Annotated in this window: 15 protein-coding genes; 12 read left to right on the forward strand and 3 right to left on the reverse strand. The window is 37.1% G+C overall.

Features of this window, described 5'->3' with window-relative positions:
* Positions 1 to 124: 124 nt before the first annotated feature.
* A complete protein-coding gene (gene efbA, locus OZ002_RS05080; protein WP_029485284.1) occupies positions 125 to 1,831 on the reverse strand; it encodes a fibronectin-binding protein EfbA in 1,707 nt (568 codons plus the stop codon).
* A 189-nt stretch (positions 1,832 to 2,020) separates the two neighbouring features.
* Between efbA and OZ002_RS05085 the strand changes: the two genes are divergently transcribed.
* The 11 genes from OZ002_RS05085 (at position 2,021) to OZ002_RS05135 (ending at position 12,444) form a co-directional block, all read left to right on the forward strand.
* The gene (locus tag OZ002_RS05085) at positions 2,021 to 2,644 is read left to right on the forward strand and encodes a hypothetical protein (protein ID WP_002299728.1); all 624 of its coding nucleotides are present in this window, start codon (positions 2,021 to 2,023) and stop codon (positions 2,642 to 2,644) included.
* A 449-nt stretch (positions 2,645 to 3,093) separates the two neighbouring features.
* Positions 3,094 to 4,143, forward strand: a complete 1,050-nt coding sequence (trpX, locus tag OZ002_RS05090) for a tryptophan ABC transporter substrate-binding protein (RefSeq protein ID WP_156249004.1) — start codon at positions 3,094 to 3,096, stop codon at positions 4,141 to 4,143.
* Positions 4,140 to 5,021, forward strand: coding sequence for an ABC transporter permease (locus tag OZ002_RS05095; protein WP_002306748.1), 882 nt, complete (start codon positions 4,140 to 4,142; stop codon positions 5,019 to 5,021). The genes trpX and OZ002_RS05095 overlap by 4 nt, the downstream gene beginning before the upstream one ends.
* A gap of 2 nt (positions 5,022 to 5,023) precedes the next feature.
* Complete coding sequence (locus tag OZ002_RS05100; protein ID WP_002289629.1) at positions 5,024 to 5,794, forward strand: ABC transporter ATP-binding protein; 771 nt, start codon at positions 5,024 to 5,026, stop codon at positions 5,792 to 5,794.
* Between the two features lie 278 nt (positions 5,795 to 6,072).
* Entirely contained in the window at positions 6,073 to 6,927 is an 855-nt protein-coding gene (gene aroE, locus OZ002_RS05105) for a shikimate dehydrogenase (protein ID WP_002331782.1), read from the forward strand.
* A 177-nt stretch (positions 6,928 to 7,104) separates the two neighbouring features.
* Entirely contained in the window at positions 7,105 to 8,268 is a 1,164-nt protein-coding gene (locus OZ002_RS05110; RefSeq protein ID WP_002295866.1) for an LCP family protein, read from the forward strand.
* Positions 8,269 to 8,384: 116 nt separating this feature from the next.
* Positions 8,385 to 8,795, forward strand: coding sequence for a VOC family protein (locus OZ002_RS05115; RefSeq protein WP_002299733.1), 411 nt, complete (start codon positions 8,385 to 8,387; stop codon positions 8,793 to 8,795).
* A 172-nt stretch (positions 8,796 to 8,967) separates the two neighbouring features.
* A complete protein-coding gene (topB, locus tag OZ002_RS05120) occupies positions 8,968 to 11,196 on the forward strand; it encodes a type IA DNA topoisomerase (RefSeq protein WP_156249003.1) in 2,229 nt (742 codons plus the stop codon).
* A gap of 171 nt (positions 11,197 to 11,367) precedes the next feature.
* Positions 11,368 to 11,652 carry a hypothetical protein gene (locus OZ002_RS05125; RefSeq protein WP_002317704.1) on the forward strand — a complete coding sequence of 95 codons (285 nt, stop codon included), beginning with the start codon at positions 11,368 to 11,370 and terminating at the stop codon, positions 11,650 to 11,652.
* Positions 11,653 to 11,812: 160 nt separating this feature from the next.
* Positions 11,813 to 12,049, forward strand: coding sequence for an AbrB/MazE/SpoVT family DNA-binding domain-containing protein (locus tag OZ002_RS05130; protein ID WP_002289715.1), 237 nt, complete (start codon positions 11,813 to 11,815; stop codon positions 12,047 to 12,049).
* On the forward strand, positions 12,046 to 12,444 hold the full coding sequence (locus OZ002_RS05135) for a type II toxin-antitoxin system death-on-curing family toxin (RefSeq protein ID WP_002306744.1): 399 nt from the start codon (positions 12,046 to 12,048) through the stop codon (positions 12,442 to 12,444). Before OZ002_RS05130 ends, OZ002_RS05135 begins: the two co-directional genes overlap by 4 nt.
* Before the next feature lie 659 nt (positions 12,445 to 13,103).
* Here OZ002_RS05135 and OZ002_RS05140 read toward each other — a convergent pair.
* Together OZ002_RS05140 and OZ002_RS05145 are read right to left on the reverse strand one after the other, a co-directional pair.
* Positions 13,104 to 14,048: an L-lactate dehydrogenase gene (locus OZ002_RS05140; RefSeq protein ID WP_002289717.1), complete on the reverse strand. Its 945-nt coding sequence runs from the start codon at positions 14,046 to 14,048 to the stop codon at positions 13,104 to 13,106.
* Between the two features lie 296 nt (positions 14,049 to 14,344).
* Positions 14,345 to 15,289, reverse strand: a complete 945-nt coding sequence (locus OZ002_RS05145; protein WP_002296705.1) for an AraC family transcriptional regulator — start codon at positions 15,287 to 15,289, stop codon at positions 14,345 to 14,347.
* Positions 15,290 to 15,508: 219 nt separating this feature from the next.
* Between OZ002_RS05145 and OZ002_RS05150 the strand changes: the two genes are divergently transcribed.
* Entirely contained in the window at positions 15,509 to 16,723 is a 1,215-nt protein-coding gene (locus OZ002_RS05150; RefSeq protein ID WP_197081270.1) for an MFS transporter, read from the forward strand.
* Positions 16,724 to 16,739 lie beyond the last annotated feature (16 nt).

The raw sequence follows: 16,739 nt of genomic DNA on the forward strand, positions 1-16,739 counted from the left end.
CGTTAATCAAAAAAGAGGGGTTGTGACAGAATTTTGTCACAACTCCTCTTTTTGTAGCAAACAATTTATAACTAATTGCTGTTGTGGGGAAGTACGCAAATATGATTCTAGAAACACTCATTGATTATCGGTTTTGTTTCATAGCTGTAATTTTTTCTTCTTCTGGTGTCACGATAATCGTCTTTTGGTTTTCATAAATAACATAACCAGGCTTGGCGCCATTTGGTTTTCGGATATGCTTTACCTGTACAAGATCAACCGGCACTTGGGCAGAATATCGGTATTTTGAAAAATAGGCAGCTAACTCGGCAGCTTCTGTAATTGTTTCATCTGAAGGTTTGTCACTTTTAATGATGACGTGCGAACCGGGTATATTTTTTGCATGAAGCCAATAGTCGGTTTTTTTAGCTGTCTTCATTGTCAGCTGGTCATTTTGAAGATTGTTTTTACCAACAAGAATGAGCGTTCCATCAGAAGAAAAGTATTGATCAGGCTGAGATGGTTTCTTACGTTTTTGTTTTTTTAAGTTCTTCTTTTTCAGGTATCCTTCTGAAGTCAATTCTTCTTTGATTGCTTCGATATCCATTGGACCGGCAATTTCCAGTTGAGATAAGACAGATTCAAGATATTGGATTTCATCTTTGGCTTCTTGGATTTGTTCGCCAATCAGCTTAACAGCGTTCTTCAGCTTTTGGTAACGATGGAAATATTTCTGTGCATTTTGATTTGGTGTCAATGCCGGATCTAGTGCTATTTTGATTGGCCGATCTTCTTCATAATAATTAGGTAAAACAACTTCTTTTGCGCCGCGTGGTACTTGTGTCAGAAAAGTAGTAAGTAGTTCGCCATCTCTACGGTAATTCTCAGCGTTTTCGGATTCTTTGAGTGTTTGTTCACGTTTTTTCAATTTATTTTTATTTCGTTTTAGTTCATTTTCGATTTTTCGAATCAGTTCTCCGCCTTGTTGTTTTGCCCGATCTTTCTCTGCTTTTTCGTGATAATAGCTATCTAATAATTGACTGAGTGTTGGATAAGCTGTTACAGCAGATGCCTGTTCGGACAATACCTGATAAGCAATCGGTGTGAAAAAATCTTTATTTTCCGTTTCGTAAAAAGTAGGAATAGGCTGATGGCTGATGGCTGAGAAAAATTCGTCCCATACAACCATCTTTTCATTAGGACGTTCCAGTAATCTTTTGGTCAGCTCTTGAGCGGTATCGAAACCGATTCCCTGAAACTGACGTTGGATTGCTTTTGGCTCTAGTTCAGTTTGGGAAAGCCGCTGAAAGATTTTTTCTTTCTCGGAGCTAAATGGGTTCAAGACCTCTTGTTTTGGCGGAGCAACATATTCTACACCAGGAAGCAAAGAACGATAAGTGTTTTGAGAGCTTCCAATGTGTTTGATCGCATCCAGTATTTTTCCAGTTTCTCGATTAACTAAGACGATCGTACTATGACGTCCCATTAATTCAGCGATCAATATGATATTTTGTAGATCACCCAACTCGTTTCGTTTAGCAAAGTGGAAATGGATCACTCGATCATTTTCGATTTGTTCGATGTCTTCTAAAATAGCGCCATCCAAATATTTTCGAAGCATCATCACGAAGTTAGGCGGATTATCAGGATTCTGATAATCGATTTGGGTAATCTGTACACGAGCATAACTTGGGTGCGCAGATAATAATAATCGATGGTTTTTGCCGCGTGAACGAATCACCAGCACGATTTCATTTTCATAAGGCTGATGGATTTTCGAGATCCGGCCAGATAGTAACGTTTCACGCAATTCGTTGACCATCGCGTGGGTAAATACACCATCAAAGGACATGGTTCATTCCTCATTTCTTTTCATAAGTATATTCATTATAACGAAAAAAAGAAGAAAAACCAATTTGGCCGAATAGTAAAGCAAAAGTCTAGAAAAATCTTGGACTAATTACATAAAAAACAGTGTTTCTATCGTTGAAATCCAAATTTTTAGGTATAATAAAAAATAGGAGAAAAAGTAGAAAAGAAGGTGTTTGTTATTTGGGAAGTAGTTAAATCGAGAGTACAAGAAATGAATGAACATTTCTCAGTGTCATTCGCAGAAAATCCAAGTAAGTATTTTCGACGTCTTGTTTTTCTGCTCATCTTATCATTGCTGTTAACAGTTGCAATGTTTTTATTGCCGGAAAAAATCCGAGAAGAGCAAGTAAATAGTCTCGTTTATTCGTCCATACCAACCAGCAAATTGAAACCTTTTGATTACAGCAAAGCTGATCAGAAAATCAGACAAAGCCGGGCGATATCGGTGATGTTCAGCAAACCGAACGGGAAAACCTATCAGGACATGCTTGATGTTTTTAATGATCCTGAGCTTATGGAAGAATTGAATCGACCGATCTTTTATTATCCGATCGTTTATGATGTACATGAACTGGAACAAAAATATAACATACGAACGGATGAAGTGACATTTATTTTCTTTGATGGAGGAAAAGAAGCAAATCGGATAACTGCGGGTAAGGGAGGAATAACTGATTTTGATAAGGAGTTGATCCCTGAACTGAATCGACTTCCGTTAGCCAATATCAAACAATTAGAAGAAGAATTGGATAGAACGGGAGTAACTTCCCAAAATTCCGAGATTGCTAATTGAGACATTGGCGCGATGAAAAGGTGGGTCTATATAGCGCTATTTTTAATTATCAGAACAAGTGATGTTTGATCTTCAAAATAACAAATAAAAAATTAAAAAATATAGTTGACGAAATTCAAAAATTCGATTAGACTTAAATCAATTCTTAAGGAAAGGGTGACCCGTAATGAACTTATCAAAACGTATTTCAGCAGAAAACAAAAAAAATTGGCGCAGCTGGCGTAGATAAGTTGTATTAATGGTGAGACTTTCCCATAGATACAACTTTTTAGAGTGCATTTCTAAAGCTTGTATCTATGCTAGACATGAACATTGACTGCCGCATAGATTAGAATCTATGCGGTTTTTTGTGTAAAGACAATGACCGCTTTGGCCATTGTCTTTTTTTGTAGACTGGATACTTGCCTGATTATAATAAATAAAAAGATTGACTTTGCAGGAGGAAAAAAATGAAAAACAAACGATTAATAACAGTTGTAGTAATTATTTTAGTTTATTTAGCAGGTGCATTTATTTATGGAAAAGCCTCAGGCGAAAAAGAAAGTACTTCGACGAACCAGACAAAAAAAACAACAGTTGTTGGGGTATTGCAATACGTGAGCCATCCGGCATTAGATGAGATTTATCGAGGAATCAAAAATGGTCTGAAAGAAGAAGGATTAAAAGAAGGAGAAAATCTTGAGATCAAATTTCAAAATGGACAAGCCGATCAGAGCAAGCTAGCCACAATGAGTCAACAGCTAGTACAATCTGATCCAGATGTCTTGATTGGAATCGCAACACCTGCCGCTCAATCATTGGCAAACACGACTTCATCGATCCCAGTTGTGTTAGGTGCTGTAACGGATCCTGTGGGGGCTGGATTAGTCGCTTCTTTAGAGAAACCTGGTGGTAATGTAACAGGTGTTTCTGATCAGCCGCCTGTTGCTTCACAAATCAAGCTTGCTTCTGATTTGTTGCCAAATGCAAAAAAAGTCGGAATCTTGTATGCTTCTTCAGAGGATAATTCAAAATACCAAGTAGCACAAGCAGAAGAAGCTGCAAAAAAAGAAGGGTTAGAATCAGTAAAATATGCGGTGCCTTCCACTAATGAGATTGCACAAACGGTTCAAGTGATGAGCCGACAAGTCGATTTTATCTATGTTCCATTAGATAATACCATTGCCAATGCGATGCAAACAGTGGTAAAAGAAGCAAACAAAGCAAATATCCCCGTCATTCCATCTGTAGATACAATGGTGGAACAAGGTGGACTAGCAACAATCGGGATCAATCAATATCAATTAGGACTTCAAAGCGGTAAGATGGCAGCAGAACTTGCGAGTGGAAAAGAAAAACCGGAAACGACGCCTGTTTATACATTTGATCAAGGGGATACAGTGATCAATCAATCTCAAGCTGATCGCTTAGGAATCATTGTTCCCGAATCGATGAAGGAAAAAGCCAAAATCATTACAGATGACTCGCAGCAAGAAACATCTAAGGAGGATGACAAATGATCGTATCAGCTATTTCACAAGGCATGCTTTGGGCAATATTAGGATTAGGGATTTTCATGACTTATCGGATCTTAGACTTTCCTGATATGACGACAGAAGGGTCCTTCCCATTAGGTGCTGCTGTCTGTGTGACAGCTATTACTCATGGGGTAGCGCCGATTGTAGCTACATTATTAGGCGTAGGTGCTGGCATGATAGCAGGACTCGTTACGGGATTACTTTATACAAAAGGAAAGATACCGGTTATTTTAGCAGGGATTTTAGTGATGTCAGGATTGAACTCAGTTATTTTGTTTGTGATGCGAACACCAAATCTTTCTTTATTGAATCATCCGATTCTACAAGACAGCTTCCATCGCTTTGGGTTACCTGATTACTTTGACACAGTCCTTCTTGGCGTCATCTCTTTGGGCATCTTGATTGCTGTACTGCTATTCTTCTTCAATACAGATTTGGGTCAAGGCTATATTGCGACAGGAGACAACGAAACGATGGCTCGGTCGTTAGGGATAAAAACCGATCGTATGAAAATTTTAGGTTTAACTTTGTCGAACGGTGTCATTGCATTATCCGGTGCGCTGATTGCCCAGAACGACGGATATGCAGATGTAAATAAAGGGATTGGCGTAATCGTCATCGGTCTTGCTTCCATCATCATCGGTGAAGTGATCTTCCAAGAATTGACGCTAGCAGAAAGATTGATTGCTATTGTTGTCGGCAGTATCATTTATCAGCTATTGATTTTAGTAGTAATCAAACTAGGGTTTGACACGACTTATCTGAAGTTGTTCTCCGCTATCATCTTAGCTATTTGTCTGATGATCCCGCAATTGAAGAAAGCACTGAACTTAAAAACGGGTTTTGAGAAGGAGGCATAGTAATGACTGATATATTGACAATCAAAAATGGCAGAAAAGTCGTAAACAATGGAATGAATGAAGAGAAAGTACTATTGGATGAAATTAACCTTACAATCAGAGAAGGGGACTTCATCACTGTCCTTGGCGGGAATGGTGCTGGAAAAAGCACACTGTTCAATACGATCGCTGGTACGCTTCAACTCAGTCAAGGATCGATCTCTTTTAAAGATCAGCTGATCACAAAAGATTCAGAAGAAAAAAGAGCACGATTCCTTTCTCGAGTTTTCCAAGACCCCAAGATGGGAACGGCTCCTCGGATGACAGTAGCAGAAAATTTGCTACTTGCACAAAAAAGAGGTCAAAAACGGAAATTCCGTTTACGTAACTTGAAAAATCAAAAAGAAGATTTTTTCAGACTATGTCAAGAAGTCGGTAATGGCCTAGAGCAACACTTGGATACTCCAGCGGGTGAATTATCTGGTGGTCAACGCCAAGCATTAAGCTTGCTGATGGCGACGATCACAGCTCCTGAGTTACTATTATTAGATGAACATACTGCAGCTTTAGATCCTAAAACAGCTAAAGCATTAATGCGATTAACAAATCAGCGGATCAATGAACAAAAATTGACTTGTCTCATGATCACGCATCGAATGGAAGACGCCTTGAAATACGGAAATCGTCTGATCGTACTCCAAAAAGGGAAAATCGTTCAAGATATTTCTGAAAAAGAAAAGCAACATTTGACAATGGGCGACCTTTTGCAGTTCTTTGAAGAAGTAGTGGATTGATTTCGACAGAAAAATTCCTTTCAGTAGAAGGACTTGAAAACTCATTGACATCTTCCTTTGATTCATCCTATACTTAAAACAATAAACAATTAAACATATTTGGGTGTTTTGTAGGATCACGTAGTCAATGATTTTAACAATTAAATAGAATATTCTTTGCTCTGACAAGTAAACGATGAGAAAAGAATTTGCTACTTTGCCACCTAGACGTTTCGTACTTTTTCGTATCAAACGCTAAGTGGCTTTTTTTATTGAAGTAAGAACAAAGGAGGAATAAGATGATTTCTGGACAAACCAAATTAGCTGGGCTCTTTGCTGATCCGGCTTCTCACAGTTTATCCCCATTGATGCACAATACTGCTTTTGAAGCAAACAACATCGATGCGGTGTATTTAGCTTTTAAAGTAAATCCAATGAATTTGAAGCAAGCAGTCGAAAGTATTCGAACTTTTGATATGTTAGGTGTAAATCTTTCGATGCCGAATAAAACAGCGGTTATTCCTTATCTGGATGAGGTAAGCCAGGAAGCGCAATTGATCGGAGCAGTGAATACGATCGTGCACGAAAAGGGTCGTTTGATTGGCTATAATACCGATGGTGCGGGCTTCATGCAATCCGTGCAAGAAGCTGGGATTTCGATCAAAAAGAAAAAAATGACTCTACTGGGAGCTGGAGGTGCAGCAAAGGCAGTCACTGTTCAAGCAGCGTTAGACGGCGCTGAGGAAATCGTAGTTTATAAACGAAACAACCAAACATTCGCTCAAGTAAAAGAAACATTCGAACAACTCAGCTATCGAACTTCTTGTAAGATAAAAGTTCGTGACTTTGCCGATACGCATCAATTAAGAAAAGACTTGAAAGAAAGCTGTCTTCTAGTCAATGCAACAGATATCGGGATGGGAAAGAAAATTAATCAGTCACCGCTCTTAGATATAAGCATGATGCATGAGAATCTAGCGGTTTTTGATTTGATTTATGCACCTAGAGAAACATGTTTATTAAAAGAAGCAAAAAAAGTAGGAGCAAAAGGATACAATGGACTTGGCATGTTGATCTACCAAGGAGCAATCGCGTTTGAATTATGGACAAAGGAAAAGATGCCGATCCATGTGATTGAAAAGCTGTTTGATTAAAAAAGGATAATAGATAAAGATCTTTTATTCTCGCATAAACGGTCTCAAGAAAAGTAATCCTTTATGTATCGAAGCATTTATTTCGTTATTTTTTATTAAATTATCAAAAAATGATAGGCTTTTGTCGATTGGTTATCGTATCCTTTATTTATCAGTAAGAAACGAGGAGGAACCACAATGAGTCGGATGGATCGCTATAAGGACATCCATAAGAAGGCGAAACCTCTGAAGCGGGATACGGGGAGTATTTTTGCTAGAAGAGAACGAAAACGAACGCGTATGGAAAATGAGGAAGATGCTACCCGTATTTATGAAAGAGAGCAGCATTCATTTGAACATTTGAACCAATACGAGCAACAGATATACAGAGATGCACCAAGAGCAGAAGAACAACAAAAAAATAAAAAATTTTTCAATCGGCAAAAGAAGAACAAACCGTTAAAACCTCGAAGAAAGCGATCGTGGAAAAAAATCATTCTATCGATTTTGCTTGTTTTGATCCTTTATTCAGGTATCTCATTTTTTATTGGTAAATATGTAGCTGAACATGACACAAGCTTAGAGGCAGCGACTTCAGAAACCTTTCATGGGCAAAAAGCGACGAATGGTGCGCATAATATTTTGATCCTTGGAAGTGATACACGCGGAGAAGATGCCGGGCGAGCCGATACGATCATGGTCTTACAGTTGGATGGTCCTTCCCATAAGCCGAAACTGATTTCTTTTATGCGTGACAGCTTCGTTACGATCCCAGGGGTAGGACAAAATAAGATCAATTCAGCTTATGCATACGGAGGAGCCGATCTAGTGCGTCAAACTTTAGTAGAAAATTTTGGAATCGATTGTCAATACTATGCGAAAGTCGATTTCAAATCGTTTGAAAAAGTGATCGATGCCTTATTCATGAACGGAGTGAAGATCGATGCAGAAAAAGATCTGAATCTGGATGGTGTAGATATTAAAAAAGGGGTCCAGAAGATGGATGGACATGTTCTTTTGCAGTACGCACGTTTCCGAATGGATGAACAAGGAGACTTTGGCCGTGTCAGACGCCAACAGCAAGTAATGAACGCTATTTTCAGCCAATTGAAGAATCCATTGAATCTGATCCGTGCACCTTATGCAGCTGGTAAAGCTTTAGGGTATACATCCACAGATGTCACTGCTTGGTTCTTGACGAAAAACCTCTTTTCGATTGCACGAGGAGCTGGTGGCATTGATCGAATAAGTGTGCCAGTAGACGGTTCGTGGAATTATGGGCAAAGTGATTATGCTGGCAGTATTCTTGAAATTGATAATCAAATGAATCAATCTGCTATTACAGATTTTTTGAATAAATGATCATAAAAAAGATCAAGAAGAAGCTGCGCAAGGCTTTTGTCATGAATCAATCAAACGATTCACTCGTAAAAAACGCTTTCTTATGGTAGATTTAACCAAGAGAGGAGCTGTTTACATTGGATATCTATCTGAACTTCAAAAATGAGTCGCGTGAAGCCATCGCTTTTTATGAAAAAGTTTTTGAGACTGAAGCATCAGGTATCACCACATACGGTGAAATGCCTGGAATAGAACAAATGAACTTGCCAGAAGAAGCAAAAAATCTAATCACGAATGCACGGCTGAACATTTATGATACATTAGTTATGTTTGCAGATACGCCAGAAGGAATTGGTCCTGAATTAGTTGTGGGAAATAATGTTTCTTTAGTCATCCAGACAAGAAATGAAGAAGAAACGAAGCGCCTATTTGAAAGCTTAGCTGAGGGTGGTAAGATTGAGATGCCACTGGATGCTGTTCCGTGGGCTCAATTGTATGGGATGGTAACTGATCGATTTGGCATCAACTGGCAGATCAACCAAGAGTGACAGCTAAAGATGAATATTTTTTGGAAACATCATGCAGCAAACGGAACATCGTTTGTTTGCTTGATGTTTTTTGTGCCTATTTCGACTATACGGTATCTTTTTTTATTGCCAGATGCGAAAATATGTTCCATAATAGAGAAGTCCGCAAAAATCAAGTAACGGAGGTCAGAAGATGAAGACGGTGATACTAGCTGAAAAACCTTCACAAGCAAAAGCCTATGCCGAAACCTTCCAACAGCGAAAGCGATATGAAGGGTATTATGAAATCAGCGATCCATTGTTTGCTGGTGAAGTAACCATCACTTATGGTTTTGGACATTTGGTAGATATGGTTGCTCCAGGAGCTTATGAAGAGCGTTGGGCAAAATGGTCGTTAGAAAATTTGCCTATTTTCCCAGAAACCTTCCGTTACGAAGTTCCAAGGGACAAACGTACACAATTTTCGATCGTAAAACGAGAGTTACAGTCAGCTGATACCATCATTATTGCAACAGATGGTGATCGAGAAGGTGAAGCCATCGCGTGGTCGATTATTCGACAAGCAAACGCATTTTCTAAGGAAAAGAACTATTTACGTTTGTGGATCAATTCTCTTGAAAAAGAAGCAATCTATGATGGTTTTAAGAATCTTCAACCTGGGAAGAACTATTTTCCAAAATATAAAGAAGCGCAAGCAAGGCAGAACGCTGATTGGCTGATTGGAATGAATGGAAGTCCATTATATAGCTTGCTACTTCAACGAAAAGGGATTGATGGCAGTTTTTCTCTTGGTCGTGTACAAACACCGACACTCTATATGATTTATCAGCTGCAAGAAGAAATCAAACACTTCAAAAAAGAAACGTACTTTGAAGGAGAAGGTTTAATTACGACAAACAAAGGGCAGTTTTCTGGAAAAATCGTACCAAAAAAAGCATTTAAAACCCAAGAAGAGTTAACGAAGGAAATAGAAAAGCTTGGAGCGCATTTAGGTAAGCAAAACGGACGGATTCTTGAAGTTACGAAAAAGGAAAAGAGGTTGCATAGTCCACGTTTATTTTCGCTATCTAGTTTGCAGACAAAGATGAATCAGCTAATGAAAGCAAGTGCCAAAGCTACACTTGATGCTGCTCAAGAATTGTACGAAAGCAAGTTTCTAAGCTATCCAAGAACGGATTCCTTTTACATTACAGAAAATGAGCATCAGTATCTGGTTAAACATCTGCAAAATTATAAAAAATTTTTAGGAATAGAAGAAGTACAGACAACTGAGATCAAAGCAAAGAAACGATATGTCGATGCGAAAAAAGTTCAAGAACATCATGCAATTATTCCGACAAAGACGATTCCGACTCCTGCACGCTTTGCGAAGCTTTCCAAATTACAGCAAGCAATCTATTTGCAAGTTTTGCGCACTACTGTGGCTATGTTTGCTGCAGATTATATCTACGAAGAGACGACCGTAATGACGGGCGTACAGCAATTAAAGCTAAAAAGCATCGGAAAGATCCCATTACAGCAAGGTTGGCAGGAAATCTTACGCATCAAGTCAAAAAAGAAAGAAGCTCAGACTCTTCCTCCTATCGTAGAAAATGAAGAAGCAGAAGTAGAACTGAAAAGTATGGAGAAAGAAACACAACCTCCAAAACCCTATACCGAAGGAACGTTGATCACAGCAATGAAAACTGCGGGAAAAACGCTGGATAATGATGAAGCGCAAGAAATTCTCAAAGAAGTAGAAGGAATAGGGACAGAAGCTACACGAGCCAATATCATTGAAAATCTTAAGCAGAAGCATTACATCGAAGTCAATAAAAACGAAATAACTGTTACGCCAAAAGGAATCACTCTTTGTAAGGCAGTAGCCAATGAACCATTACTGACGAGCGCAGAAATGACTGCGCGCTGGGAAGGGTACTTGAGAAAAATTGGTAAACAAGAGGGGACACCATCTGTTTTTTTAGAGAATATCAAAAAATTCATCCTACATTTATTAGCAGAAGTTCCTAATCAAATCGACAAGGTAGACTTTTCAGATGAGATTAACGGGACACGACAGATAAAAGCGATGGAGAAGAAAAACGATCAACTAGGAAGATGTCCAAAATGTAAAAAGGGGATAGTCATGCTTTATCCTAAAATCGCTACATGCTTGAATCCGGAATGCGACTTCAAATTGTGGCCAACAGTAGCTAAAAAGAAGCTGACTAAAACTAATCTCAGAGATTTGCTTTCAAAAGGAAAGACAAGTAAAGTTGTCAAAGGTTTTACTGGTAAAAAAGGGAAATTCGATGCAGTTTTAGTATTAAAAGAAGATATGACAATCGGTTTTTCTTTTCCATGGACCGAAAACAGTGGAACAAAAGCAGTTGATGGAAACAAAGAAACATCAAGAAAAAATAATGAAAACGAAGTAGAGTAAATGAAAACAATGAAATAGCAGAATATTTATTCCGAAAAGTGAGAATATAAATACCAATAAAACTAAAAAATATCAGTCAATCAAGCAAAAAATGTTGGGGTAGGCTGATTTTATATAGATAGCAAGGAGTTTTTTTATTTGAAAAAAGTGCATTCATTTTTAAATTATCTTATGGGAGCAATTACGATTGTGGCTGTGTACCAAGCATTTCTAAAGTATCCTGATTACGGGACGAAGTTGTTGTCATTGACGCACAATCAAACAGCATATTCACCAACGTTGATTTTATCGACTTTGACTGCAGGAGCTAAAAGCGCTACTTATTTTTTTCATAAAACGACAAGCATGCTAAAGCGAAAGAAACAGCGAAAACAATTGTTGATGGTGGTAGCGGCTATGATCATTATTTATTTTCTACCAGTTATTACACAAGTATTTCATCAATATTTTGGTTAAGAATACGAGAGTTTGTGACAAAAGTCATGTCACAAACTTTTTTTCTTTGTCATTTTTTCGTAAGAAAAAGCAAAATAAAAGTATATACATTGATTAAAAGTATATACTTGGATATAATGTACTTACTATAGAATGAGAATGGTATAGAGGGTGGCGAAATATGAAAAAAATGAAAAAGTATAAAATTAGAAAATCTGGCAATAGCGATGTAACAACTATCCCACCAGAAGTAAAAGAATTCATGGGTGTGCAGACAGGTGACGCAATCAGTTATGTTTTTCAATCTGATGGTTCTGTACGAATGATCAAAGCACAAGAAGAACCTGATATTGATTCATTAGTTGATTCGATCATGAATCAATATGAAGACGCGTTAAAAGATTTGGTTGATTTATGAGGTATCTTTCGACTAAAGAAATTATCAAAATCAACGCGAAAGTTATTTTACGTCACTCGCCAGGCGAAATGATCGGTGTAAAAGATGCAAATGCATTAGATATGGCCGTCAAACAGCCTTCACAAGCAGTATTCAATCAAGAACTCTATCCCGAAGTCTATGAAAAAGCGGCAATTTTAGCAATTAATTTAGCTAAAAAACATCCTTTTCATAATGGCAATAAACGAACTGCTCTTGTTGCCATGTTGTTGTTTCTTCAATTGAATAATTGTCCAGTTGCTTTTTCTCGTCAAGAAGCTGTTGATTTTATCATAATGATTACCACTAGTTCATTGGATTTCGATTCACTAAAGTCCAAGATAACCAATTATTTACGACAAACCGCAATAAAATGAACGAATTAAAAACTTTATTTCTCAATTAGATCAGTATGTCATTAAGGAATATGCTGATTTTTTTGTATGGTTAATCATACAAAAAAGTTTTTTCATAAAAATATGGATTAATTTTGAAATAATTGATTTAAAAGGAATACAAAAGAGTGGATAGTAGGAAATAGTGGTTTAGAACTAGTGGACTGGTTTTTTATATATTTTAGTTTACATAATATATATTATACAAAGTAGATTCAAAAAATGATAAACCTCTCTCGAACGGTTTTTTATCAAAAATCGTCATTTTTCCATCAAAATCTGCTTATGCAAAATTATAAAAAAATTTTGCAGTTTTTCTTACTTTTTTTGTCGTTTAATTGAATGATAAAAACCAGTTTCTTTATTCAGTTAATCAAATATGAACGAATTAGATATGAATCATTGTATTTGCCGTTGCGGAAAGATTTTTTAATTAACCACAGATAAACATTGATAACGATTCGCTTATTGTAATCAACAGATTAAATTTCATATGTTCATATGTACGGATACATTTTTGGACCGATTAATTTTAACCATTCTGTTTATTTGCTTACCTATTAGATATCAATAAAAAACTGCTTAACAGCTGAAATAGCTGTTAAGCAGTTTTAGGATTTTTAGTTCATATTCATTGTTTCTTATAATACAGTGTTCAATACTTCTCTTAAAGCACTTGTTGATTTGCTGAACATTGCTTTTTCTTCTTCGTTGATTGATAATTCAACAACTTCACGAACACCATTTTCGTCAACGATTGATGGCACACCTGTAAAGATATCTTTTTCGTCGTATTCACCAGTTAAATAAGCAGATACAGGCAATACAGCTTGTTCGTTATTCAAGATAGCTTTTACGATACGTGCAGTACTCATACCAATACCATAGTAAGTTGCTTTTTTACGATCAATGATCTCATAAGCAGCATTACGGACTTTATCAGCAATCACATCTAATTCATCTTGGGCAATACGATGGTCTTTTTCTACAATTTCAAACACTGGTTTACCACCGACAGTTGTATGTGACCATGCAGCAACTTCTGAATCACCATGTTCACCTAAGATATAGCCGTGGACGCTGCGTGGGTCAACTTTTAATTTCAATGCGATTTCTTTACGGAAACGAGTTGTATCCAATGTTGTTCCAGTACCGATAACACGTGATGTTGGCAGACCAGATTCGTTCCAAGCGATATATGTCAAAATATCTACTGGGTTTGAAGCAACAACGATAATACCGTCGAATCCTGATCCCATGATTTCTTTTACGATTTGGCGCATGATTGACGCATTTGTTTTAACTAAATCTAAACGAGATTGACCAGGTTTTTGGTTGATACCAGCTGTGATAACAACGATATCAGCATCTTTACATTCTTCATAGCCACCTGACCATACAGCCACATTTTCATCACCCCAAGCCATACCATCTAAAAGGTCCAATGCTTCCCCTTCTGCTTTTTCTTGATTCACATCGATCAATACTAATTCATTAGAGATTCCTTGGTTGATCATTGCATAAGCGATACTTGTTCCAACAAAACCTGTACCGACGATTACTACTTTACGACTTGTTTTTTTCATGAATAAACAGCTCCTTTTCATAACTATTTGTTACTTTCATGAAAAGTATAGTCTTGTTTATTCATTTTATCAACATGTTAATTATAATAGTTGTTATTATAATTTTTGATGGAAACGAATTCCTGAATACGCATAACAGATAAATGACAAATGTTTACACCTATATCCCCTGATAATACAACCAAAAGTTTAGAACTGAAAATAAATCCAAAAAAAATTCGCTGCAACGATATAATAAGACAGCAACCGCACCTAAAACAATTTTCCTTCATATGCTTTAGTGAAAGATTTTTTTCTTAATGTTTATTTCTCCATTCATTGGGAGTACATGTTGAATACTTCTTGAATAATTTGAATAAAGAAGTCGTTTGTTTATATCCAATACGATTAGCGATTTCTTCCAACGAAAAACTCGTTTCTTGAATCAGTTCCAACGCAAAGTCGAATTTTTTCTTTAGAACCAGTTCTTGAAAGGAAGCATCAAAATACATTTTCAATTTATTACTAAGATAGACCGGATTGTAGCCAAAATGAGCTGCTGTTTCTTTTAACGTACAAGAAGTAAAATGCTTATCGATATAATCTAATACTCTAAGCATCTCATTTTCTGCGCATCCATCTGCTGATGAAAAGCTTTGTTGTTCTAATAAATGAGTCAATTCGATCAGTAATAGTGATGTATAGAGATTTAACGAACGGATCTTATGACTGTATGTATCAAAATAAATCAACAGCATATTTTCAATCAAATGCGTCAAACGACTTGTTTTTCCGCCGCGAAAATGAATGAATTGTGTATGTTCCCCTTTTTCTTTTGATGCATTGATCAAAAAAGAAGAAAGTAGATTATTTGTGCTTGCCAAATGATTCAATATCTCTGTAGATAAGGTTTCTTCTTTTAATAAGATGTTGATTAAAATATCCTCTTGCCCTGTGTATTCGATTCTTTGAGTAGCTTCTTTATCAATGATCACCACGTCACTTTCTTCCATCTCTATCCTTTCTCCATTGATAATTTGTAAACATGTACCGCTATACATATAATTGATTTCAACAAAATCATGTGTATGCTCGGGAACTTCCGCATATCGACGGTGTTTACTGATATGAATATTTCCCTGTTGAAATAGATCCCCTCGGTGGATTTTTGGCGGTGTCTGAAGATGGTAAGCTAAGTTTAAATCATTGATATTCATTCCTTGTTCACGCTGCAGAGTTTCGATTGATTCTTCGTTACGCAAAAAAATGTCTAATTCAGCTAGTTCCAATTGACTCCCTCCTTTTTGTAAGTGGTTTCTTTCGCTTATTAGTTTACGCTGTACTGCTATTATATGCAAAGCTATTTTTGGTTTCATAAAGACTTTCTATGGTTGGGACATGAACTTCCTGTGATTCCGCTATTGAGAGAATAACCACTTCATACTATATTTTTGATAAGCGCTTACAAAAATGAAAGGAACATGCTTATGAATAAAAAGATGATGAAATTTTCTCTGCTATCAGTCTCTCTTATTCTGACTTCTGCTGGTGCAGTCACGTCTGCAATTCCCAGTATGTCAGCTACTTATGCCACGCGTTCTTTATCTGCTGTTGAATTATTAACGACTGCTCCCTCCTTTATGGTCACTATTTTTGTTTTGATTAGTAGTTTTATTGCTAGGAAAATCGGACAAAAACAAACTGTGATCATCGGATTAGTGATTGCATCGATTTGTGGTATCCTCCCCCTCTTCTCACAAAGTTACAGTATTGTCTTAGCTTCAAGAGCTGGACTAGGTATTGGCTTTGGATTGATCAATTCTTTGGCAGTCAGCATGATTGCTGCCTTTTATCACGGAGATGAACGAGCCTCTATGATTGGTTTTCAAAGTGCATTTCAAGGATTTGGTGCAGCTTTAATGACATTTGTTGCAGGACAGCTAGTACAGTTCGGTTGGCAATATACCTTTTTAGTCTACGCCATCAGCTTACCTATTCTTGTCTTGTTTGTTTTGTTTGTTCCTACACCTGAAACAACTGAACTTCAATCACATGGCACAGCCCCAACAAGACAAGTAATCAAAACGAATCCTAAAATGATTAGTTATGGTATTTTTCTCTTGCTGGTCATCGTGGTATATAATGCTGTATCGATTAAATTAGCCACAGTCCTGACGACTTATTCTCTAGGAAACGAAACTAATGCAGCGAATATCTTAACAATCATGCAATTGGCAAGTATGACTGCCGGAGTTTGTTTTGGCTGGCTTCAGACAAAAGCACATCGCTATATGCTTACACTTTCTTTACTACTGATGGGAATCGGCTTTGTATTGATTGCCACTGTGATAAACCTGTATGTGATTGGGTTTGGTGCGATCCTAACAGGAATTTCTTTTTCGTTATTCATTCCTTACTTATTCAACCAAGTAAGTATCCAAGCGCCCAAGCACGCGGAGAGTTTCAATACTTCAATCTTATTGGTTGGCGCTAATTTAGGTACTTTCATTGCACCATATGGTTTGCTCTTTCTCTCTTTTGCTTCTCTTGGGAGTAAAACACTTGCTGTTTTCGTCAATGGCAGTATCTTGCTGTTGATTAGCGCGCTTATTAGCCTTCTAGTAGTACACAGGACGAATAGAAAGACAGTGATAAGAGTAGATGAAGAAATAAAAGAACAATTGACAACAAAATAAATTTGATGGAGGTCGT

Origin of the sequence: Enterococcus sp. E4-150 (assembly GCF_035726465.1) — a bacterium.
Taxonomy (GTDB): domain Bacteria; phylum Bacillota; class Bacilli; order Lactobacillales; family Enterococcaceae; genus Enterococcus_B; species Enterococcus_B faecium.